The sequence below is a fragment of the Streptomyces calvus genome (assembly GCF_006782915.1).
Classification (GTDB): domain Bacteria; phylum Actinomycetota; class Actinomycetes; order Streptomycetales; family Streptomycetaceae; genus Streptomyces; species Streptomyces calvus.
Genome location: NZ_VCNP01000056.1, coordinates 309900 through 331827 on the forward strand (window position 1 = coordinate 309900; position 21928 = coordinate 331827).

Consider the following 21928-nt stretch of genomic DNA (forward strand, 5'->3'; position numbering starts at 1 on the left):
CTAGGAGATGCGATGAACAACAGCACGTCCGCTCTCGCCGATCCGGTGACGGACGACTCCCTGACCCAGCCCTTCGAGGGCGCGAGCCCCTACGACACGTACGTGCACGCGTCCGTCCTCAACTCCCTGCAGCACCCGCTCACCGAGTCATCGGACGAGATGGGCTTCCTCGTCACCACCCAGGTGATGGAGCTGTGGTTCACCCTGATCGTGCACGAATGGCGCACGGCGCGAACGGCGTTCGTGAAGGACGAGCCGCACGCGGCGACGGACGCGCTGGTCCGCAGCCGCCGCGCGCTGACCGCGCTCAACGGCGCCTGGGCGCCCATCGCCGCGCTGACACCCGCCCAGTTCAACGGTTTCCGGGCCGCGTTCGGCCGGGCGTCGGGCTTCCAGTCGGCGATGTACCGGCACCTGGAGTTCCTGCTCGGCGACAAGTCCGCCGGGCTGCTGCGCGCCCACCGGGGCGACCCGGCCGTCCACGAGGCGCTCGCCGAGACCTACCGCGAACCCTGCCTGTACGACGAGGTGCTGGCACATCTGCACCGGCAGGGCCTGCCCGTCCCGCGGCACGTTCGGGAACGGGACGTCACGACTCCGTACACCTCCGACCCCGGCGTGGTGGAGATGTGGCGGCAGGTCTACGCCGGGCCGCAGCACCATGCGCACCTGGCGCTCGGCGAACTGCTCACCGACATCGCCGAACTCGTCGCCCGCTGGCGCTTCGAGCACGTCCTGGTGGTGCGCCGGGCCATGGGCTCCAAACCCGGCAGCGCGGGCTCGGCGGGGCTCGCCTGGCTCGAACAGCGCGCCGCACGCCCGGTCTTCCCCGAGCTGTGGGAGGTGCGCGGTGACGTCTAGGGTCGTCTCGGCGTTCGCCGCCGAGGAGGAGCGGCGCGTCCTGAGCCTGAAGCCGGTGCTCGCACCGGTGCACGGCCGCTACGGGGACCACCCCCACCAGGTCTACGACGCCTGGCCGGCCGATGAGCCCGGCGCCCCGCTGGTGATCCTGCTGCACGGCGGCTACTGGCGCTACGACCGGATGCACCTGACGCCGTTCGCCGCCTGGCTCTCCCGGCAGGGCTTCGACGTCCTGCTGCCCGGCTTCCGCCGTTCCGGCGGCGCCGGCGGCTACCCGGAGACCTTCGACGACGTCGCCCGGATCGTCGACACCCTGCCCGAGGGCCGGCCCCACGTGCTGGCGGGCCACTGCTCCGGAGGCCATCTGGCGCTGTGGTGCGCCGCCCGGGCCCTGCTGCCGTCCGGCTCCCGCTGGCACACCCGCACCCTGCCGACGGGCGTGCTCGCCCTCGCGCCGATCACCGACCTCACCGCCACCCGGCGGGACGACCTCAGCAACGGCGCGGCCCTCCAACTCCTCGGCGGAGCGCAGCTGTTCGACCAACGGTTGCCCGAGGTCGACCCGCTCACCCTGCTGCGTGACGCCGGCACCACCGGGGTGCCCACGGTGCTGCTGCACGGCGCGGCCGACGAGGAGGTCCCGCTCACCCAGTTCAGCGACTACGCGGCCGTCCACCGGGACCTCAGGACGGTCGTCCTGCCCGGCACCGGCCACTACACCCTGATCGAACCGGAGGCGCCCGGCGCCCGCGCGGTCGCCGAGACCCTCCGGGAGATGTCGGCCGCCGCCGCGGCGCGGCCCGGCCGGCCGGACGAGGAGGCCGCGCGCCGATGACCACCACACCCTCACCGCGGACCGCGAGCCGCGCGGACGGCGCACCGAGCGCACTGCGGGAGTCGGCCGCACGGCTGGACGCCGACGACGCGCTGGCCCACCTGCGGGACCGCTTCCTGCTCCCGGAGGGCGTCGTCCACCTCGACGGCAACTCCCTCGGCCCGCTGCCCGCCGCCGTGCCGCCGGCCCTCACCGACGCGGTGACCCGCCAGTGGGGCACCGACCTGATCGGATCGTGGAACACCAACGGCTGGTGGGAGGCTCCGCTGCGGGTCGGCGACGCCGTCGGCGCGCTCATCGGGGCCGCGCCGGGGCAGACGGTCGCGGGGGACTCCACCAGCGTGCAGCTGTACACCGCGCTCAGCGCCGCCGCCGCGCTCCGCCCGGACCGGCCGCTGCTGGTCACCGACCCCGGGCACTTCCCCACCGACCGCTACCTGGCGGACGCGGTCGCCGGGCAGCGGGGCCTTCAGGTGCGGCGGGTGCCCCCGCACGACCTGGCGGCGTTCCTCGGGGCCGAGGGCCACCGGGTCGCCGTGGTCAGCTACTCGCCCGTCGACTTCCGCACCGGCGAGCTGTACGACATGGAGGCGCTGACGCGGGCCGCCCACGACGCGGGCGCCCTCGTCCTGTGGGACCTGTGCCACGCCGCCGGTGCGCTGCCCCTGCGCGTCGACGACCTCGGCGTGGACCTGGCGGTCGGCTGCGGCTACAAGTTCCTCTCCGGCGGGCCCGGCGCCCCCGCCTACCTGTACGCGGCCCGGCGTCACCACGCCGCGCTGGAGACCCCGCTCACCGGCTGGAACGGCCACGCCGACCCGTTCGGCCTGAGCCGCGACTACACACCGGCCCCGGGCATCTCCCGCGCCCGCATCGGCACCCCGCCCGTCCTGTCCCTGCTCGCCCTCGAAGCGGCACTCACCGCCTTCGACGGTGTGGACCTCACCCGGGTCCGGGCCAAGAGCCTCTCCCTGACCTCCTTCTTCCTGCGGTGCGCCGACGAACTCCTCACGCCGCTCGGCTTCACGCCGGTGACACCCGCCGATCCGGACCGGCGCGCCAGCCAGGTCGCCCTGAGCCACCCGCACGCCCACGGACTCGTGCGGGCCCTCGCCGAGCGCGGTGTGCTCGCGGACATGCGCGCACCCGACCTGCTGCGTTTCGGCGTCAATGCCCTCTACACCAGCCACCGGGACGTGCTCACCGCCGCGGCGCACCTGCGCGACATCGCCCGGGAGGGCGCCTACGACCCGACGCCCCCCGCCGCCGGAACGGTGACCTGAACCGGCGCCGACCACCGCCGCGCAACGCAACGGACGACCACTCCACCGGCCCGGGACGCCCTGACGGCCCCGTCGTTGCCGGGCCGGGGCAGGGCCTTGTCGTACGACACATTCCGATATATCGTTGAAGCATCGCGACAGATCAACGATGGAATGGAGTGGTGGCGATGCACACGCACGGTTTCGAGCACGAGCACGGACACGGTCACGGCGGTCCGCGAGGCGGCCGGGGCGACTTCGAGCGCCTGCGGGCCGCCTTCGGGCCGTTCGGTCCCGGTGGCCCCGGCGGGCCCGGCGGGCCCTTCGGCCCGGGGTTCGGCCACGGCGGGCCCTGGGGCGGGCGAGGACGCGGCGGACCGAGGGGGAGGGCGCGGCGCGGTGACGTACGGGCCTCGATCCTGGCCCTGCTGAAGGAACGGCCCATGCACGGCTACGAGATGATCCAGGAGATCGCCGAACGCAGCGGCGGGGCGTGGAAGCCCAGCCCCGGATCGGTGTACCCCACCCTCCAGTTGCTGGAGGACGAAGGGCTGATCGCCAGCGCGTCCGAGGGCGGCAAGAAGCTGTTCTCCCTCACCGCGGCCGGCCGCGACGCGGCCGGGGAAGGTCCCGAGGCCCCCTGGGAGGAGGCCTCGCGCGGGGTCGACTGGGAGGCGCTGAGCGAGATCCGGCAGGCCGGGTTCGGGCTGATGGAGGCCTTCGGCCAGGTCTGGAAGACCGGCAGCAAGGACCAGCGGGACAAGGCCCTCGCCGTCATCAACGAGGCCCGCAAGAAGCTGTACCTGATCCTCGCCGACGAGGACTGAGCGGGGCGCGGGGCAAAGCGGCGCGCGCCGCTCGGTGCACAACGCCCAGATCTCCTTCCCAAGGAGGAGATTCCGGCCCGGGATGTCCACTTCCTGTGGGACGCCAAGATGCTTCCCGCCGGGGATGTCCCGGGCCCCGGGGGCTGATGGGGTGGAGGATGTGCAATCCCGTAACCCCCGGCAGCCGGCCCGGCAACTCCCGGAGCAGGGAAGCCGGCGCGCGGACAGCGGTGCCGTGTTCAGCGACGAACTGGCAGCGGTGGTGGCCGGTGCCCGGCGGCGGGCGGTCCGCGACGGGGACCGCCAGATCGACACCGCCCACCTGCTGCACTCGCTGCTGGAGTCGGACGCCGAGGTGAGGGCCCTCTTCGGCGAGGGGCCGCGCACCGCGCGGCTGCTCGGCTACCTCGTTCAGCGCAGCATCGGCTACGGCCTGCGCTGGCAGAGCGCGGTGGAGGACTCCGGCCTGGTCCCCGCGGTGGCCGAGGTAGCCGGCTTCTCGCCGCTGGCCGCGAGCTGCATGGAGTACGCCCGGGAGCGCGCCGCCCGCGACGGCCGGGCACCGGCACGCGGAACGGACCTGCTCGCGGCGCTCCTCGTGGACCCGCAGGCGCGCGCCGTCGAGGTGCTGGCCCGCGCCGGAATCGACCACCTCGAACTGCACGGCCGGCTCGACGCCCCGGCCGGCACCGGCCCCGGGGAGTCCAGCGGTTGAGACAGGTGCCACAGGGGATGACGCTCCTGTCGGTGCCTGTCATCATGTGCCGGTGCCTACGTCTGCCAGTACCCGGAGCAGCCGCGGAAAGGGCGTCGGACTCGGTCTGGCGCTGCTGTCCGCGATCGCCTTCGGGGGTTCCGGAGTTGCGGCCAAGCCGCTGATCGAGGCGGGTCTCGACCCGCTCCACGTGGTGTGGCTGCGCGTCGCGGGCGCGGCGCTGGTCATGCTGCCGCTGGCGGTGCGCCACCGGGACCTGCTGCGCCGCAGGCCCGGGCTGCTCGCCGGGTTCGGGCTGCTCGCCGTGGCCGGCGTCCAGGCCTGCTACTTCGCCGCGATCTCCCGCATCCCCGTCGGAGTCGCCCTGCTCGTGGAGTACCTGGCGCCCGCGCTCGTCCTCGGCTGGGTGCGGTTCGTGCAGCGGCGGCCGGTGACCCGTGCCGCCGCGGTCGGTGTCGTGCTGGCGGTGGGCGGGCTCGCCTGCGTCGTCGAGGTGTGGTCGGGGCTCGGCTTCGACGCCCTCGGACTGCTGCTCGCGCTCGGCGCCGCCTGCTGCCAGGTGGGCTACTTCGTCCTCTCCGACCACGGCGGCGACGGAGACGAGGCGGCCGACCCGCTCGGCGTGATCGCCTACGGGCTGCTGGTCGGCGCCGCCGTGCTGACCGTCGTCGCCCGCCCCTGGACCATGGACTGGTCCGTGCTCACGGGCACCGCGCGGATGGACGGCACCCCGGTCGCCGCCTTCGTGCTGCTCGCCTGGATCGTGCTCGTCGCCACCGTCGCCGCCTACGTCACCGGCGTGGTCTCGGTGCGCCGTCTCTCCCCGCAGGTCGCCGGTGTCGTGGCCTGCCTCGAAGCGGTCATCGCCACCGTGCTGGCCTGGGTCCTGCTCGGCGAGCACCTGTCGGCGCCGCAGATCGTCGGCGGCGCGGTCGTCCTGACCGGCGCCTTCATCGCCCAGTCGTCGGCCCCCGCCAAAAGCTCCGGGGAGCCGGTGGCCGGCGGCGGACCCGAACGGGAGTTGTCGGCGCCGGGAACCACGGCATAAGGTGCTGATCACGCTCGCGCACTCGTTCTTCCGCCTCCGGCCGCCTGAGGCGGGCCCTCCCGTACATCCGCCCGGCACCACGCCGGGCGTAACGGTGCTGCCCGCAGACGAAGTCCGCGGATCCCGTCGAACCGGCCCCTCGGGGCCCGGCCCGGGATCCCATCCCGAAACTTCCACGCCCGCGCCGACGCGCGCGGAGCGTGCATCTGCGGAGAGAACACGTGTCGAACGCCGTCTCCGGCCTGCCCGTCGGGCGAGGCCTCCTCTATCTGATCGTCGCCGGCGCCGCCTGGGGCACCGCGGGCGCGGCCGCCTCCCTGGTCTACCGGACCAGCGACATGGGCCCGGTCGCACTGTCCTTCTGGCGCTGCGCGGCCGGCCTGGTGCTGCTGCTCGCCGCCCGGCTGCTGCGGCCCGCCCGGCCCGCCGTGTCCGTGCCGCCCGGCCGCCGGCTGCTGCGGGCCACGGCCACCGGACTCGGACTCGCGGTCTTCCAGACCGCCTACTTCGCGGCCGTCTCCGCCACGGGACTCGCCGTGGCCACCGTCGTCACCCTCGGCGCCGGACCCGTGCTGATCGCCCTCGGCGCCCGCCTGACCCTGGGCGAGCGCCTCGGGCGCGGCGGACTGGCCGCCGTCGTGGGCGCGCTCGCCGGACTCGTCGTGCTGGTCCTCGGCGACGGCGAGGCGACCGTGGATCCCTGGGGCGTGCTGCTCGCCCTGCTGTCCGCCGCCGGATACTCGGCGATGACCCTGCTCACCCGTTGGTGGGGACGCGACGGCGGCACGGACTCCGCCGGTACGACCGTGGCCGCGTTCGCCGTCACCACCGCGGTGCTGCTGCCGTTCGCCGCCGTAGAGGGCCTGCTGCCGCACACCGAGGCACCCGGTGCGCTGCTGTTGCTGGTGGCGTACATCGCCTCCGTGCCGACGGCCCTCGCGTACGGCCTCTACTTCGCCGGCGCCGCCGTGGTCCGGTCGGCCACCGTGTCCGTGATCATGCTGCTGGAGCCGGTGAGCGCGGCCGTGCTCGCCGTCGCCCTGCTCGGCGAGCGGCTCACCGCCGCCACGCTGGCCGGCACCCTGCTGATGCTGGGCTCGGTCGCGGGGCTCGCGGTCGGTGAGGCGCGGGGCGCGCGGGTCCGCGAGGACGACGGGCGTGTGGTGCCGGCGTGACGGAGCGGGGGGGCGCCCCCCCCCCCCCCCGCCGCACCGGCCCGGCCGCGATCCGCTTCACGCGCGGCGGGTGCCACTCGCCGTCGCGCGGGGCGCGTGCCTTCGGCCGTGCGTCCGTACCGCCTTCGGCCGCCGGCCCGCGTGTGCGAGCGCCGGGTGTACGTCGGCTGGTTCGAGGCGCAGCCGTGGGCGGCCGCCCCTGACGTGGTCGGCGTCGTGGGCGCAGTGCGGTGGCCGGGCCAGGGGTGGCCGGTCGGGTGGGCCGTTCGACTGCGAGGCGGCCGGAGTGTCGTGCCCGGCCGGTCACCGGTGCCGTGCGTCGTGGTCGTGGGGCGCGTCCCAGGGGGCGCTCGGCGTCAGCGGGCCGCGAGATAGTCGGGCAGTGGGGTGCCGGGCGCGAGGCCGGGATCGGCGAGCGGGGTGTCGTAGCCCTTGCGCAGCGGGACGACACCGGCCCAGTGCGGCAGGGCCAGGTCCTCGGGCTCGTCGTTGACGCCGCCGGTGCGGAGCTTGGCGGAGACCTCGTTCAGGTTCAGGCGGATCACCGCGGTCGCGGCCAGCTCCTTCTTGTTGGCCGGGCGGGAATCGGCGGCACGGCCCGGGACGACATGGTCGACCAGGGCGTCCAGCGCCTGCCGCTTCTCCTCGGGGTCGGTCACGTCGTACGCCGGGCCGTGCACCACCACGGAGCGGTAGTTGATCGAGTGGTGGAAGGCCGAGCGGGCCAGCACCAGACCGTCGACATGGGTGACGGTCAGGCAGACCGGCAGGCCCGCGGCGGTCCCTCCCGCCGCGCGCAGCGGGCGCGAGCCGGTCGAGCCGTGGACGTAGAGGACCTCGCCGACCCGGCCGTACAGCGTGGGCAGCACCACCGGGGCGCCGTCCCGGACGAAGCCGAGATGGCAGACGTAGCCCTCGTCGAGTATCGCGTGCACCAGTTCCTTGTCGTAGGCGGCGCGGTCGGGGGAGCGGGTGGGGACGGTCCGCTCGGTGGGCGGATAGGTGTCGGCGGGCTGCGGCCGGGTGCCCTGCATGGCGCTCTCCATTGCACTAGTGCATAATTGGCTTTGTGCTAGGAGAGTATCCGATCAGTGGGCGGCGCGCAGCGGAGATTTCCGCGAGCGTGGAGCGAGCGGTGGCGAAAGGCGAGCTGCGGCCGGGTGAACTGCTGCCACCCATGCGGGAGTTGGCGGACCGGCTCGGAGTGAACCCGAACACCGTCGCGGCCGCGTACCGGACCCTGCGCGAACGCGGGGTCATCGAAACCGCGGGCCGCCGCGGCAGCCGCGTGCGGCCCAAACCGGCCACCACCGCGCGGGACCTCATCCGTGTGGAGGTCCCGCCGGGTGTGCGGAACCTGTCCGAGGGCAACCCGGACCCGGCGCTGCTGCCCGCGCTGGCCGGAGCCTTCGCGGCGGCGGCCGGACAGGGCGACCGGGAGCCGGTGCTCTACGGGCACGCGCCCGTCGAGCCCGCGCTGGAGCGCCTGGCCCGCGCCGGACTGGACGCCGACGGCGTGCCGGCCGGGCCCCTCGCCGTGACCTCGGGCGCGCTGGACGCCGTGGAGCGGGTCCTCATGGCGCACCTGAAACCGGGGGACGCGGTCGCGGTGGAGGACCCCGGGTGGGGAAGCCTGCTCGACCTGGTCCCGGCGCTCGGCCTGCGCACCGTCCCCGTCGGCGTCGACGACGAGGGCCCGCTCCCCGACGGCGTGCGCGCCGCGCTGGAGGGCGGCGCGCGGGCACTGATCGTCACCGACCGCGCGCAGAACCCGACCGGTGCCGCGCTGAGCGCCGCCCGCGCGCGGGCCCTGCGCTCGGTGCTCGCCGCTCACCCGGAGACGCTGCTGATCGAGGACGACCACGGGCACCACATCGTCGACCTCCCGCTGCACCCCCTCGCGGGCATCACCCGCCACTGGGCCTTCGTGCGCTCGGCGGCCAAGGCCTACGGCCCCGACCTGCGGCTCGCGGTGCTCACCGGCGACCCGGTCACCCTCGACCGGGTGCGCGGACGGCAGCGGCTCGGGCCCGGCTGGGTCAGCAGGATCGTCCAGCGCGCGGTGGCCCGGCTGTGGAGCGACGGCGCCGTGGACCCGGCGGCCGTGGCGGGACAGTACGGCCGGCGCCGGGACGCGCTGATCGGGGCGCTGGCCCGGCACGGGATCGAGGCGCACGGGCGCAGCGGCATGAACGTGTGGGTGCCGGTCCCGGACGAGACCGGCGCCGTCGCCCGGCTGCTGCACGCGGGCTGGGCGGTGGCCCCCGGCGCCCGCTTCCGGATGAGCGCGCCGCCGGGCATCCGCATCACCGTCTCGGCGCTCGGCCCGGACGAGACCGAGCCGCTGGCCGAGGCGGTCGCCGCGGCGCTGGGACCCGCGGGGCAGCCGTCGAGGACGTACGTCTGAGGGCGCCCCGGGACGGCGACGGCCGCTACTCCGCCTTCCTCGTCGTACCGGCGACGGCCGCTACTCCGTCTTCCTCGGCCGTACCTGGGTGAGTGCCGCGCCCGCCAGCACGATCACCGCGCCCACCGGCGTCGACCAGGTCAGCGTCTCGCCGAGGAGCACGATGCCGGCCGCGGCGGCGATCACCGGGACGAAGTAGGTCACCATCTGGCCGGTCGTCGGGCCGACCTCGGCGACCAGGCCGTACTGGACGAGCACGGCGAACCCGGTGCCCAGCGTGCCCAGCGCGGCGACCGCCAGCAGCGGCCCCACCGCGAAGGCGGTCGGCAGCGTGGTGAACAGTGGCGTCACCACGGCCAGTTGGAGCGTGGCGAGCAGCAACTGGCCGCCCGTCAGGGACAGGTTGGAATGGCTGCTGCCCGCCAGGGTGCGGCGGACGTAGATCCAGCCGACGGGATAGCTCAGCGAGGCCAGCAGGGCCAGCGCGGTGCCGCGCGCGTCCAGGCCCTCGAAACCCTGCCAGGCGCCCAGCACCGTCAGCACACCCAGGAAGCCCACCCCGAGCCCCGCCACCCGGACCCGGGTCGGGCGGTCCTCGGACAGGGCGACCAGCGACAGCGCCATGCCCCACAGCGGTGAGGTCGCGTTGCAGATGCCGGCCAGCGTCGACGGAATGGTCAGCTCCGCGAAGGCGAACAACGAGAACGGCAGCGCGTTGAGCAGGAACCCGGCCACCGCGAGATGGCCCCACGTGCGCACACCCCGCGGCAGCCCCTCCCGCCGTACCGCCATCGCGACCGCGAGGACGGCGGTCCCGAAGGCCAGCCGGCCGAGGGTGACCTGGAAGGGGGCGTAGCCCTGGGTGCCCACCTTGATCAGCAGGAAGCTGAAGCCCCAGATCAGGGACAGGGCCGCGAAACGCAGCCGCCAGTCCGTGCGGGGGCGGGTGCGCGGCGCGGCAGGACGGGCCGGGTCCGACGTGGTGGAGGTCGCGGTGACGCTGCTCATGCAGGCAACGATCGTGGACGGTCATCTCGTAGCACAATCGAGATTTCGCACGCGGTATTTCGTAGCATCGCTTATATGTTGAACCTGGAGCGCCTGCGCACCCTCGACGCCATCGCCCGGCACGGCTCGGTCAGCGGGGCCGCGCAGGGCCTGCACATCACCACCTCGGCCGTCTCGCAGCAGATGGCCAAGCTGGAACGCGAGGTCGGCCGGCAACTGCTCGCCAGGAACGGGCGCGGCGTCCGGCTCACCGACGCGGGCCGGCTGCTCGCCGAGCACGCCGCGCGCATCCTCTCCCAGGTCGAACTCGCCCAGTCCGACCTGGAGGCACAGCGCGGCCAGGTCGTCGGCGAGCTGCGCGTCTCGGCGTTTCCGACCGCCGCGCGGGGACTGTTCCCGACGGCCGTCGCGGAGCTGCGCGAGCGGCACCCCGCGCTGCGCGTGCGCTCCCGTGAACTGGAACCGGAGCACGCGATCCGGGCAGTGGTGCGCGGAGACCTGGATCTCGCGGTGCTGCTCGACTGGTACAACAAGCCGATGCCGCTGCCCGACGGACTGGTCAAGGCGCCGCTGCTGGACGACCCGGCCGATGTGGCCCTGCCGGCCGGCCACCGGCTCGCCGGCCGTGACGAGGTCGACCTCGCCGAACTGGCCGAGGACGAGTGGATCACCTGGGGCGAGGGCGAGTTCTGCCACGAGTGGCTGCTGTTCACGCTGCGCTCCAAGGGCGTCGAGCCCGTCATCGGCCACCGCGCCGCCGAGAGCCACACCCAGCTCGCCCTGGTCGCCGCAGGGCTCGGCGTCTGCGTGGCACCGCTGCTGGGCCGCAACCCGGTGCCCGCCGGAGTGGTCACCGTCCCGCTGACGCCGCGCGTACGCCGGCACGTGTTCGTCGTCTGGCGCGCGGACGCCGACCGCCGCCCGTCGATCCGGGCGGCCGTCCGCGCGCTCCGGACGGCCGGGGAGCGTGTCGGGGCGGCGGGGGAGAGCACCGCGACGGCCGCGCGGAACGCGGAGACGGCCGGGTAGCGCGCCGGGGCGTGCCGCGCACGGCGCCAGGACCGGGCACGGGCCGGGCCGCCCGCACGCCGGTCCGGGCTGCGACGCCCCCGGCCATGACGGCCCCGGCCACGACGGCCCCCGCCTAGGCCTGCGCCGAGAGCTTCCTGAAGTCCCAGGACACGGTCTTCTCCGGCGTCAGACGCAGCCAGGCGTGCCGGCCGTCGTGCGGCATCTCGTCCAGGTCGAAGTACTTGCGGGCGAACAGCGTCTCGGGGACGTCGAGTTCCGCGCACAGCTCACCCGTGCGCGGAACCTCGCCCACGAACTCCACCCGCCCGGCCAGCTCCACGCCGCGCAGCTCGCCGTACTCCTCACCCGTGTCGACCACGACCGCCACCCGCGGGTCCCGGCGCAGATCGGCCCAGCGCTTGCTGCGCACCACGGAGTACAGCCACAGCGAGGTGCCGTCCCAGGCGAACCAGAGGGCGCTGACGTGCGGCGCGCCGTCGGCGGACACCGTGGCGACCCGGCAGGTGCGCTGCGCGGTGAGGAAGTCGTCCAGCTCTCCGGGCGTCATCATGATCCTGCGGCCCCGGCGCTGCGTGGCGGCCATCCGGCGCGCTCCTCTCTCCCGTCCCACCGGTGGTATCTCACGTCCCACCAGGGACATCCGGCTCCGACGGCTCAGGCGAGGGTGATCGAGTCCCCGCTGACGGTGATCTCCACGGAGGGCAGCGGCCGGGTCGCCGGTCCGCCCTTCACACTGCCGTCGGCGATGGAGAAGTTACTGTTGTGGCACGGGCAGTTGATGAGGCCGTCGGCGATGCTCTTCACCGCGCACCCCTGGTGGGTGCAGGTCGCCGAGAACGCCTTGAACTCGCCGGCCGTCGGCTGGGTGACCACCACCTTGCGGTCGGCGAAGACCTTCCCGCCGCCCTCGGGGATGTCGGCCGTCGAGGCGAGCGCGGCACCGGCCGCACCGGAGCCGGACTCACCGCCTCCGCCCGCGCCGCCGTCGTCCGGCGAGCCGCCGGCCGGGCCGGAGCCCGCGGGGGCGTCCGACGCCTCGTCGTCGGAGCCGCACGCGGTCAGCGCGACGGCGAGGCCCGCCGCTCCGGCCGCCGCCACGACGGTGCGACGGGCGGGCCCCGATGCGGGCTGGAACGATGCGCTGCTCATGCCGATGGTGTCCTTCCGGGGAGGAATCCTGATCTGCACGGAGGTACGGTCCGCGGGCCCACGACGTTCAGGCAGTGCCGAGAGCTTGGCCTGTCCCCGGTCGGACGGGCGTAAACCACAGCTGTCGTTTCGCTGTCGGTTCTCCTCCCGCGTCCCGGATCCGCTGGACAGGGCCGCCGTCGCACCGCAGTTGGGACGCCGGCGCATGCCTTCCGGGGCGCCCGTCGACCCGCGCGGCGCCCCGGAAGGCCCCGGACGGCACCGCAGGAAGATCGCGTAGCCTGGGGAAATGCTGACCGAGGTCACCGCCACCCGCTACATCACGCCCCTGCGCGAGGGCGGCTCGCTGCCGGGACTCGTCGAGGCCGACGACCTCGGCACCTACGTCCTGAAGTTCACCGGCGCCGGACAGGGACGCAAGACACTGGTCGCCGAGGTCGTCTGCGGCGAACTCGCCCGCCGGCTCGGACTGAGGGTGCCGCGCCTGGTCACCGTCGACCTCGACCCCGTGCTCGGCCTCGCCGAGCCCGACCAGGAGATCCAGCAGCTGCTGAAGTCCAGCGGCGGCACCAACCTCGGCATGCGCTTCCTCTCCGGCGCCCTCGGCTTCGACCCGCTCGCCTTCGAGGTCGGCCCCGAGGAGGCGGGCCGGATCGTCTGGTTCGACGCGCTGGTGAACAACGTCGACCGCTCCTGGCGCAACCCCAACCTGCTGCGCTGGCGCGGCGAGCTGTGGCTCATCGACCACGGCGCGACGATGATCTGGCACCACAACTGGCCCGGCGCCGACGCGTCCGCCGCCCGCCCGTACGACGCCTCCGACCACGCCCTGCGGTCCAGCGCGCCCGACCTCGCCTCCGCCGCCGCCGACCTCGCGCCGCGGATCACCGAGGACCTGCTCGCCGAGGTCACCGCCGAGATCCCGGACAGCTGGCTGACCGGCGAGCCCGGCTTCGCCGACCCGGACGAACTCCGGCTGGCCTACGCGCGGCCGCTGATCGCCCGCGCCGCCACCGTCCACCAGCGCGTCCACGGCCTCGAGGGGGACCGGTGAACGACCGCCACGTCTTCGAGTACGCGCTGCTGCGGGTCGTCCCGCGCATCGAGCGCGGCGAGTGCGTCAACGCCGGTGTGCTCGTCTACTGCCGCCCCCTGTCGTTCGTCGCGGCCCGCACCCACCTCGACGAGGCGCGGCTGCTCGCGCTCGACCCGGCGGCCGACGTTCCGGGCGTACGGGCCGCGCTGCGCGCCGTGGAAGGCGTCTGCGCGGGCGGGGACGCGGCGGGGCAGGCGGCGGGCGACGACGCCGGGCGGCGCTTCCGCTGGCTGATCGCGCCCAGGTCGACCGTCGTCCAGCCCGGCCCCGTGCACACGGGGCTGACCGCCGACCCGGCGGCCGAGGTGGAGCGGCTGCTCGACCTGCTCGTGCGCTGACGGCGGTCAGCTCCGGCGGCGCCTCACCACGTGGCCGACCGCCAGGACGGCACCCGTGACGAACGTGGCGCCGATGCCGACGTCCCAGCCGCTGGGCCCCGAGTCCGCCGCGCCGCCCAGGCCGCCGCGCACACCCCGGGTCGGCGTCACGGAGGCGGGAGCCGTGGGAGTGGCGGGCGCGGTGGTGCGCGGCGCCGTCCGGGTCGGCACGGCGGTGCGGGTCGCGGTGCGCGTGGGCGTGGCAGTGGCCGTGGCCGTCGGGGTCGCCGACCGGGTGGGCGCGGACGGGCTCTGCGTGGGCCTCGGCGTGTCCGGTGCGGGCCTGAAGGTGGACGAGGTGAGGCCGCGCCGCGGAAGGGCCTCGCAGGCCACTCCGTCGTCCGGGCCCGAGTCCTCGTCGAGCCGGTGCGGATCGCTCCGGTCGGTGTTGAAGAAGTTCTGCGCGTCCTCCTGGTAGGTGAAGTCGCTGCAGTCCAGGTCCTGGGCGTGCGCGGTTCCGGCCAACGGCGCGATCGCGGTGAACGCGATCAGCGTGCCTATGGCACCCGTGCGACGGCGCATGGAGCGCCTCCTTTCCTGCCACGGATGGCTCGCTTCCCGACGCTAGGGGCCGCCCGGCGCGAGGGCGCGCAGCCGTAGGCCGATCGGGTGCCGGGCCGAGCCGGGGTGGGACGCCGAGGGCGGGACGGCGGCGGCCGGACGCGGAGGCGGGGAGGGAGTCCTCGCGCGGGGGAATGGATCACACAGGCGCGGCGTGCCGTTGACACCGGGTGCCAGGGCTTCTAGCGTCTCGTCTGCTGAAGGTACTAAGCGGTCGCTCACCGAGGTGGGTCCGGCCGCAGGAGCCGCATCCCAAGGGCGAGGAGAAGCAGCAATGTCCACCACTGAGCAGCGGGTCGCGGTCGTCACCGGCGCCGCGCGCGGCATCGGCGCCGCCACCGCCGTACGACTGGCCGCCGAGGGCCGCGCGGTCGCGGTGCTCGACCTCGACGAGGCCGCCTGCAAGGACACCGTCGAGAAGATCACCGCCGCCGGCGGCAAGGCCGTCGCGATCGGCTGCGACGTCTCCGACGAGGCGCAGGTCGAGGCCGCCGTCGCGCGGATCGTCGAGGAGCTCGGCGCGCCGACCGTCCTCGTCAACAACGCGGGCGTGCTGCGCGACAACCTGCTGTTCAAGATGAGCGTCGCGGACTGGGACACCGTCATGAACGTGCACCTGCGCGGCGCCTTCCTGATGTCCCGCGCCTGCCAGAAGCACATGGTGGACGCCGGCTTCGGCCGGATCGTCAACCTGTCCTCCTCCTCCGCGCTCGGCAACCGCGGCCAGGTCAACTACTCGGCCGCCAAGGCCGGCCTCCAGGGCTTCACCAAGACCCTCGCCAAGGAGCTCGGCAAGTTCGGCATCACCGCCAACGCCGTCGCCCCCGGCTTCATCGCCACCGAGATGACCAAGGCCACCGCCGACCGCGTCGGCATGGGCTTCGAGGACTTCAAGGCCGCGGCCGCCACCCAGATCCCGGTCGCCCGCGTCGGTGAGCCCGAGGACATCGCCAACGCCATCGCCTTCTTCACCGGCGAGGCGGCCGGCTTCGTCTCCGGCCAGGTCCTGTACGTCGCCGGCGGACCGCTCGACTAGCAATGACTGAGGAACACGGGAACATGACGTCAGTGGAACTCTCCGGCAAGGTCGCCCTGGTCACCGGCGCCAGCCGCGGCATCGGCTACGGCATCGCCGAGGCGCTGGTGGCGCGCGGCGACCGGGTCTGCATCACCGGCCGCAACGAGGACGCCCTCAAGGAGGCCGTCGAGAAGCTCGGCGCCGACCGGGCCATCGGCGTCGCCGGGAAGGCGCACGACGAGGCCCACCAGGCCGTCGCCGTCGAGCGCACGATGGAGGCCTTCGGCCGCGTCGACTACCTGGTCAACAACGCCGGCACGAACCCGGTCTTCGGGCCGATCGCCGACCTCGACCTGAACGTCGCGCGCAAGGTCTTCGAGACCAACGTGATCTCGGCGCTCGGCTTCGCCCAGCGCACCTGGCACGCCTGGCAGAAGGACAACGGCGGCGCGATCGTCAACATCGCCTCCATCGCGGGCCTGTCGCCCTCGCCCTTCATCGCCGCCTACGGCGTCAGCAAGGCCGCGCTGATCAACCTCACCCAGCAGCTCGCGCACGAGTTCGCGCCCGGGGTGCGGGTCAACGCCATCGCCCCGGCCGTGGTGAAGACCAAGTTCGCCCAGGCCCTGTACGAGGGCCGCGAGGAGGAGGCCGCCGCTGCCTACCCGCTGGGCCGCCTCGGCGTGCCCTCCGACATCGGCGGCGCCGCCGCGTTCCTGACCTCCGACCAGTCGGACTGGGTCACCGGCCAGACGCTCGTCGTCGACGGCGGCGTCTTCCTCAACGCCGGCGTGGGCTGAGCCGTGCTCCGGAAGCGTCGAGCGGGCACGGTCCGTGCCCGTTCGGAGGCGCCGGGCGCCCGGGTGTGACCGTTTTCCGGGCACGGGACGCGGGCGCCGTCGACAGGACGGCGCCCGCGTTCGCGCCCCGGAATCGCAACGATCCGTGACAACGTAGTCATCGAAAAGTCGATCACATGGGCCGCACGAGGGAGGGTCAAACGGGCAAACACTGCGGTAAGGTCTGCCGACCCCTGGGACGGCAGATCGAGGAGCGTTCGCGTGTTCAACCGGAACCGATGCCTGCGGCGGGTGGCGGCCATCGCGTCCATAACGTCTCTGGTGACCGGATGCGGTGTCCTGGCGTCCGATTCCGCGGACGACGAGGGACCCATCGTCGTCGGAAGCACCAGCTCGCCGAGCACGCTGGACCCCGCCGCCTCCTGGGACAGCTCCTGGGAGCTGTTCCGCAACATCTACCAGACCCTGCTGAGCTACCCGGTCGGCGCGACCACCCCGCAGCCGGACGCCGCGAAGAGCTGCGGGTTCTCCGACAGCTCCAACCAGGTCTTCCGCTGTGAGCTGCGCGAGGGCCTGACGTTCTCCGACGGCGGCACGCTCGACGCGAAGGCGGTCAAGCACTCGATCGACCGGATCCGGACGATCAACGTCAACGGCGGCCCGGCCGGTCTGCTGGGCAGCCTGGAACGGGTCCAGGCGCCGAACGAACGCGAGATCGTCTTCTACCTCAACAAGCCGGACGCCACCTTCCCGTTCGTGCTCGCCACCCCCGCGATGTCGATCGTCGACCCCGACGCCTACCCGGCCGACGCCCTGCGCCAGGACGACGGCTCCGTCGTCGGTTCGGGCCCGTACACCCTCTCCTCCTACGAGGAGGGCGAGCAGGCCGAGCTCGTCCGCAACGACCGCTACAAGGGCTTCGCGGAGCGCAAGAACGGCGCGGTCACCATCCGCTACTTCCAGGACTCCGCCGGCATGGTCGAGGCGCTGCGCGACGAGCAGGTCGACCTGACCTACCGCGGCATGGCAGCCGACGACATCATCGACTTCGAGGGCCGGGCCGCCAAGGAGGAGGACGTCCAGCTGATCGACGGCACCGGGACCGACATCTCCTACCTGGTGTTCAACCCGAAGGACCCCTGGGCGGGGAAGAAGGCGGTGCGCCGGGCCGTCGCCCAGATCGTCGACCGCGCGGCGATCGCGCACAAGGTCTACAAGGACACCGTCGACCCGCTCTACTCCATGGTCCCCAAGGGCCTCACCGGACATACCACCGGCTTCTTCGACGACTACGGCGAGCCCAGCGCCGCCAAGGCCCGGCAGATCCTCACCGAGGCGGGCATCACCGAACCGGTCCCGCTCACCTTCTGGTACACCACGGACCGCTACGGCTCCGAGACCGCGCACGAGTTCAAGGAGCTGGAGCGGCAGCTGGAGAAGTCCGGGCTGTTCGACATCACGCTCAAGAGTCGCCCCTGGAAGACGTACGTCGAGGGCTACCAGAAGGGCGAGTACCCGGTGTTCGGGCGCGGCTGGTTCCCCGACTTCCCGGACGCGGACAACTTCATCGCCCCGTTCGTCGGCGAGCAGAACGCGCTCGGCACGCCCTACGACGCGAGCAGGATCACGAACGACCTGCTGCCCAGTTCCCGCCGCGAGTCCGATCGTGGCAACGTGGTGAAGCAGTTCGAGGAGGCCCAGCAGATCCTCGTCGACGACGTGCGGCTGCTGCCGCTGTGGCAGGGCCGGCAGTACGTGGCGGCGAGCCGGGACATCTCGGGCGCGGAGCGGGCCCTGGACCCGTCGACGATCATGATGATGTGGGAGCTGTCCCGCAAGACCAGCTGGTAGCGCGGGGTACGGCCGTCCGGCGGGCCGGTTGTCAGTGGTCGCCTGTAGGTTCTGTGGCCTGGAAGCGACCGCACACGTAAGGACATTGACGTGACCGACACCGCCATGCTGCCCGAGTCCTGGCGCGGGGTGCTGGGCGACGAACTGCAGCAGCCCTATTTCAAGGAGCTGACCGAGTTCGTCGAGGAGGAGCGGGCGAAGGGCCCCGTCTACCCGCCGCGCGAGGAGGTCTTCGCGGCGCTGGACGCCACCCCGTACGACAAGGTGAAGGTCCTGATCCTCGGGCAGGACCCGTACCACGGCGAGGGCCAGGGCCACGGACTGTGCTTCTCGGTCCGGCCGGGCGTGCGGATCCCGCCGTCGCTGCGGAACATCTACAAGGAGATGCACGCCGAGCTGGGCACGCCCGTCCCGGACAACGGCTATCTGATGCCGTGGGCCCGGCAGGGCGTGCTGCTGCTCAACGCGGTGCTCACGGTCCGCGCCGGCGAGGCGAACTCGCACAAGGGGCGGGGCTGGGAGCGGTTCACCGACGCGGTCATCCGCGCGGTGGCCGACCGCCCCGACCCGGCCGTGTTCGTGCTGTGGGGGAACTACGCGCAGAAGAAGCTGCCGCTGATCGACGAGAACCGGCACGTGGTGGTCAAGGGCGCGCACCCCTCGCCGCTGTCGGCGAAGAAGTTCTTCGGTTCCCGTCCGTTCACGCAGATCAACGAGGCGGTGGCGGCGCAGGGGCACGAGCCGATCGACTGGACCGTGCCGAACCTCGGCTGACGGCATCGGCCGACGGCGACACCGGGCGCGGGCCGCGCGTCCGGTGGTGCGGTCGGCCCACGCACCCGATCCGCGTGTCCGATCCGCGCCTCCCGGCCCAGGCGTCCGTCCCCCGGACATGGCGTCCGTCCCCCGGACATGGCGTCCGTCCCCCGGCCTCGGCGTCCGCGCCCCGGCCTCGGCGTCCGCGCCCCGGCCCCGGGTGTCCGGTCCGCCACCCGGGTCCTGGCCGGATGCCCGGCACCGTCCCCGGCGCCCGGCGCCACGAGAACACCGGAGAGGGCGGTTCGTGTGGTGATATCCGGTGCCGGTCCTTCCACGCTGTGATCACCGGCTCGATCAACGACCACTGCTCGTCCGGCAAGTCACTCGGGTACGGCCGACCCCTAAGGGTGCAGTTCACCCCAAGCCGGGTGCCTCAAGACGGTTGAAGCCGGCGAGGCGCGGCGAGACGACGAAGGGGAAGGATTCGCCACCGGGGGTCTTGAGGGCCGCCACGATGTCATGGTCCGGTGCACCGAAAATCTCGAAGTGCTGCACGGTGCAGTGCTCCATCACCTCGCGGATGTACGGATCCGACAGCCGCCAGTGGGCGCGGATGGCATCGGAGTCGCGGTAGAGCTGGAAGCTGTGCGCCAGCATCCGCTCCTCGTCGATGAAGACCTCGACCATGAGCTGAGGGCCGTGCTCCTGAGCGAATGCCACCGCCTGCGCGATGGCGCGCCGGAAGCCGTCGAGGTGACCGTCCGTGATGCGCATGGTGTTACGGAAGAGAATGGTGCTGCTCTTTGCGATCTCCATGCGCCGAGTGTTGCGCCTCAACCAAGGTTGAGATCAAGGGTGCAGCTCACTGATCATTTCAGGATGAAGTTCGGAGTCGTCTCAAGCAGATGATGCTCCAGGCGAGTCGGAGCAGGCTGAGGTGGATGTCCGCGCATACGGATGACGCTCGCTCGTGCCGTGCCCGCGCCGATCGACCGCGACAACCCAATACCGGCCAATCAGCCGCGAGGCCACCACCTCCCACTCACCCGCATGACCGGCCGAGCCGCGCAGCGGCACGGCCGGCTCCCCCGGCCCGCCCCGGTCCCGGCGGACAAACCGAACCCCGTCGCGCAGCACCACACGCTCGGACGCACCACGATCGCCCGCCCCCAGGCATGGTCTCGCCCCGACCATGCCCCGACAGCCACGAGCCGCGCTCAAGGCCGCCCGTCTGCAAGGCGCGCCGCCATGAAACACCGGCCACGTCCGCGGCGAAGATGTCCTGCGACCGCAGCGGGGCAACCGCCACTGTCAGACCCAGGTGGCAGCATCACCGAGTGAACGCCCTGAGGCGTCCTCAACTCACCTCTGTAGCAAACGTAGAGGAGTATTCCCCTTGCGCCTGCATCGCGTAGCGCCCGGCATCGCCGCGGGCATCGTCGCCCCGGCCCTCCTGCTCGCCACCCCGTCCTTCGCCGCCGCGGCGGCACCGACCGCGGTGACGGTGCCCGCGGTGTCCTCGTCCGCGGACGATCCGGACGCCGACGACCTGAGGGCGGCCATAGTCCGGATCCTCACCGACCCGGACAGCGGCCGCCGTGTGACACGAGAAGCCAACGCCCTCTTGGACGCCAACGACCCCGAGGCGATGCGCGCCTGGCTGGAGACCGGCTACCGGATCGCCCAGGCCGAGGACGACCGCGTCGCCATCACGCGCCTGCTCGCCGACCCCGACAGCGGCCGGCGTGTGACACGAGAAGCCAACGCTCTCTTGGACGCCAACGACCCCGAGGCGATGCGCGCCTGGCTGGAGACCGGCTACCGGATCGCCCAGGCCGCGGACGACCGCGTCGCCATCACGCGCCTGCTCGCCGCCCCCGACAGCGGCCGGCGCGTCACCGCCGAGGTCAACGCCCTCTTGGACGCCAACGACCCCGAGGCGATGCGCGCCTGGCTGGAGACCGGCTACCGGATCGCCCAGGCCGAGGACGACCGCGTCGCCATCGCCCGCATCCTCGCTGACCCGTCCATCAGCCCGGCCCTGTGCGCGGCGGCCAACGCCGCCCTCGACGACAACACACCCGAAACGCTGCGCCACTTCCTGGAAGTCGGCAGGTACCAGGTCGCCTGACCGGCACGGCGCCGCACCACAGCGCGTCGCCCGGGTGGCACACCCTGCCGCACGCCCGGTCGCCGGAACGCCGAGCATCCGGGCGGGGCCACCTGCACCTTTGTGTGCCGGCGGCCTCGCCCGGCAGGCCCTGTGTCGGCTCGCCGCCCTCCGCACAGCTTTGTGGTCTCGCCGCCCGGTGCGGCATGGGCCACTCACACCTCCGACAGCAGAAAGCACATACTTCGATGACCACACAACCCCTACGCACCGAGCGCAGCGGTCCGCAGACCGCTTCCGTCGTGACCGACCTGCCGTTCAAGTCTCAGCTCGTCAAAGCGGTGTTCAGGGACGTGACCTCGTTGCACGTCTCCCGGCCGGCCGCGTGGGCCGCCGCGTCGGTGACGCGGACCGTGCTGACGGAGATCATCGACGGCGCGAGAAGCGCGGCGGCCGAGGAGGACAGGAAGAGGCTGATTCCCAAGGACCTCATCTCGGCAATCGACCGGGATGTCGAGGTGGAGGTGGGATCGGAGTGGTACCTGCACAGCCCGACCTTCCACGGCCTGATGGGCGAATTGCGCAACGCCGATGGTGTGCTCGTGTCTCTTCGTGAGCGCCGCGGGGCGCGTACACCGAGTGGTGTGGCTGGCGCCCACCGGTTCGAGGCCGGAATGAGAAGGCTGCTGGGGAGCCGGGGGGTGAGGGCGGTCCCGGCGATGGTCCGCGACCTGGACGGAATCGCGAGCGTGTTCCTGACGGCCCTGGCCCGGGACGCGGCCAAGGTCGTCCGCGAGGGCGGGGTCAAGCGGTTCGGGACGGTCAGTCTGGTGGTGCCGGGCGAGCCGGCCCCGGCCCCGCTGCTCAAGGATCCCCTCCTCGCCCTGTCCACCCGCCGCGGGGACGGGCGGACTGTTGGCGGGGACGACGTCCTGGCCGCCGTCACGATGCAGCTGTTCGGCGATCTCAGACAACGCGCCATCACCGAAGCAGCCGAGATGATACGGAACACGTCGGCCAACTGATCGGGCCCGCCC

The 21928-nt window shown here is 73.2% G+C and carries 23 protein-coding genes; 17 read left to right on the forward strand and 6 right to left on the reverse strand.

Annotated features, from left to right (window positions below; genetic code table 11):
- Nucleotides 1-12 precede the first annotated feature (12 nt).
- From FGW31_RS29750 to FGW31_RS29785, 7 genes are all read left to right on the forward strand, one after another.
- The gene (locus FGW31_RS29750) at nt 13-861 is read left to right on the forward strand and encodes a tryptophan 2,3-dioxygenase (protein ID WP_142196637.1); all 849 of its coding nucleotides are present in this window, start codon (nt 13-15) and stop codon (nt 859-861) included.
- Entirely contained in the window at nt 851-1696 is an 846-nt protein-coding gene (locus FGW31_RS29755; protein WP_142196638.1) for an alpha/beta hydrolase family protein, read from the forward strand. The genes FGW31_RS29750 and FGW31_RS29755 overlap by 11 nt, the downstream gene beginning before the upstream one ends.
- Nucleotides 1693-2979 carry a kynureninase gene (locus tag FGW31_RS29760; RefSeq protein ID WP_142196639.1) on the forward strand — a complete coding sequence of 429 codons (1287 nt, stop codon included), beginning with the start codon at nt 1693-1695 and terminating at the stop codon, nt 2977-2979. The genes FGW31_RS29755 and FGW31_RS29760 overlap by 4 nt, the downstream gene beginning before the upstream one ends.
- A gap of 167 nt (nt 2980-3146) precedes the next feature.
- A complete protein-coding gene (locus FGW31_RS29770; RefSeq protein ID WP_142196640.1) occupies nt 3147-3785 on the forward strand; it encodes a PadR family transcriptional regulator in 639 nt (212 codons plus the stop codon).
- A gap of 160 nt (nt 3786-3945) precedes the next feature.
- The gene (locus tag FGW31_RS29775) at nt 3946-4500 is read left to right on the forward strand and encodes a Clp protease N-terminal domain-containing protein (protein ID WP_233288723.1); all 555 of its coding nucleotides are present in this window, start codon (nt 3946-3948) and stop codon (nt 4498-4500) included.
- Nucleotides 4501-4546: 46 nt separating this feature from the next.
- Nucleotides 4547-5548, forward strand: coding sequence for an EamA family transporter (locus tag FGW31_RS29780; protein ID WP_142196642.1), 1002 nt, complete (start codon nt 4547-4549; stop codon nt 5546-5548).
- A 221-nt stretch (nt 5549-5769) separates the two neighbouring features.
- Nucleotides 5770-6723 (forward strand): DMT family transporter, encoded by a 954-nt coding sequence (locus FGW31_RS29785; protein WP_142196643.1) that lies wholly within the window; start codon nt 5770-5772, stop codon nt 6721-6723.
- Between the two features lie 356 nt (nt 6724-7079).
- On the opposite strand, the gene FGW31_RS29790 is transcribed toward FGW31_RS29785, so the two are convergent.
- Nucleotides 7080-7757, reverse strand: a complete 678-nt coding sequence (locus tag FGW31_RS29790) for a pyridoxamine 5'-phosphate oxidase family protein (protein ID WP_142196644.1) — start codon at nt 7755-7757, stop codon at nt 7080-7082.
- Between the two features lie 35 nt (nt 7758-7792).
- On the opposite strand from FGW31_RS29790, the gene FGW31_RS29795 reads away from it, so the two are divergent.
- Nucleotides 7793-9130, forward strand: a complete 1338-nt coding sequence (locus FGW31_RS29795; protein WP_142196645.1) for an aminotransferase class I/II-fold pyridoxal phosphate-dependent enzyme — start codon at nt 7793-7795, stop codon at nt 9128-9130.
- Between the two features lie 60 nt (nt 9131-9190).
- On the opposite strand, the gene FGW31_RS29800 is transcribed toward FGW31_RS29795, so the two are convergent.
- Nucleotides 9191-10138, reverse strand: a complete 948-nt coding sequence (locus FGW31_RS29800; RefSeq protein WP_142196646.1) for a DMT family transporter — start codon at nt 10136-10138, stop codon at nt 9191-9193.
- A 75-nt stretch (nt 10139-10213) separates the two neighbouring features.
- Between FGW31_RS29800 and FGW31_RS29805 the strand changes: the two genes are divergently transcribed.
- Nucleotides 10214-11167, forward strand: a complete 954-nt coding sequence (locus FGW31_RS29805; protein WP_142196647.1) for a LysR family transcriptional regulator — start codon at nt 10214-10216, stop codon at nt 11165-11167.
- 115 nt (nt 11168-11282) lie between these two features.
- On the opposite strand, the gene FGW31_RS29810 is transcribed toward FGW31_RS29805, so the two are convergent.
- Nucleotides 11283-11753 (reverse strand): pyridoxamine 5'-phosphate oxidase family protein, encoded by a 471-nt coding sequence (locus tag FGW31_RS29810; RefSeq protein ID WP_142196648.1) that lies wholly within the window; start codon nt 11751-11753, stop codon nt 11283-11285.
- Nucleotides 11754-11824: 71 nt separating this feature from the next.
- Nucleotides 11825-12319 carry a Rieske (2Fe-2S) protein gene (locus FGW31_RS29815; protein WP_142196649.1) on the reverse strand — a complete coding sequence of 165 codons (495 nt, stop codon included), beginning with the start codon at nt 12317-12319 and terminating at the stop codon, nt 11825-11827.
- Nucleotides 12320-12608: 289 nt separating this feature from the next.
- Here FGW31_RS29815 and FGW31_RS29820 point away from each other — a divergent pair, with 289 nt between their 5' ends.
- Nucleotides 12609-13373 (forward strand): HipA family kinase, encoded by a 765-nt coding sequence (locus FGW31_RS29820; protein WP_142196650.1) that lies wholly within the window; start codon nt 12609-12611, stop codon nt 13371-13373.
- A complete protein-coding gene (locus FGW31_RS29825; protein ID WP_142196651.1) occupies nt 13370-13753 on the forward strand; it encodes a DUF3037 domain-containing protein in 384 nt (127 codons plus the stop codon). Before FGW31_RS29820 ends, FGW31_RS29825 begins: the two co-directional genes overlap by 4 nt.
- 6 nt (nt 13754-13759) lie before the next feature.
- On the opposite strand, the gene FGW31_RS29830 is transcribed toward FGW31_RS29825, so the two are convergent.
- Entirely contained in the window at nt 13760-14314 is a 555-nt protein-coding gene (locus tag FGW31_RS29830) for an excalibur calcium-binding protein (protein ID WP_142196652.1), read from the reverse strand.
- 313 nt (nt 14315-14627) lie between these two features.
- Between FGW31_RS29830 and fabG the strand changes: the two genes are divergently transcribed.
- The 4 genes from fabG to ung all read left to right on the forward strand — a co-directional run bounded on the left by fabG (nt 14628) and on the right by ung (nt 18796).
- Nucleotides 14628-15389, forward strand: a complete 762-nt coding sequence (gene fabG / locus FGW31_RS29835) for a 3-oxoacyl-ACP reductase FabG (protein WP_142196653.1) — start codon at nt 14628-14630, stop codon at nt 15387-15389.
- A gap of 23 nt (nt 15390-15412) precedes the next feature.
- On the forward strand, nt 15413-16171 hold the full coding sequence (locus FGW31_RS29840) for an SDR family oxidoreductase (protein WP_142196654.1): 759 nt from the start codon (nt 15413-15415) through the stop codon (nt 16169-16171).
- A 261-nt stretch (nt 16172-16432) separates the two neighbouring features.
- Entirely contained in the window at nt 16433-18022 is a 1590-nt protein-coding gene (locus FGW31_RS29845; RefSeq protein ID WP_142196655.1) for an ABC transporter substrate-binding protein, read from the forward strand.
- A 90-nt stretch (nt 18023-18112) separates the two neighbouring features.
- Complete coding sequence (gene ung / locus FGW31_RS29850) at nt 18113-18796, forward strand: uracil-DNA glycosylase (RefSeq protein WP_142196656.1); 684 nt, start codon at nt 18113-18115, stop codon at nt 18794-18796.
- A gap of 399 nt (nt 18797-19195) precedes the next feature.
- On the opposite strand, the gene FGW31_RS29860 is transcribed toward ung, so the two are convergent.
- Nucleotides 19196-19597, reverse strand: coding sequence for a hypothetical protein (locus tag FGW31_RS29860; protein WP_142196658.1), 402 nt, complete (start codon nt 19595-19597; stop codon nt 19196-19198).
- A 580-nt stretch (nt 19598-20177) separates the two neighbouring features.
- Here FGW31_RS29860 and FGW31_RS29870 point away from each other — a divergent pair.
- Nucleotides 20178-20912, forward strand: a complete 735-nt coding sequence (locus tag FGW31_RS29870; protein ID WP_142196659.1) for an ALF repeat-containing protein — start codon at nt 20178-20180, stop codon at nt 20910-20912.
- A 227-nt stretch (nt 20913-21139) separates the two neighbouring features.
- Nucleotides 21140-21916 carry a hypothetical protein gene (locus FGW31_RS29875; protein WP_142196660.1) on the forward strand — a complete coding sequence of 259 codons (777 nt, stop codon included), beginning with the start codon at nt 21140-21142 and terminating at the stop codon, nt 21914-21916.
- Nucleotides 21917-21928: the final 12 nt, after the last annotated feature.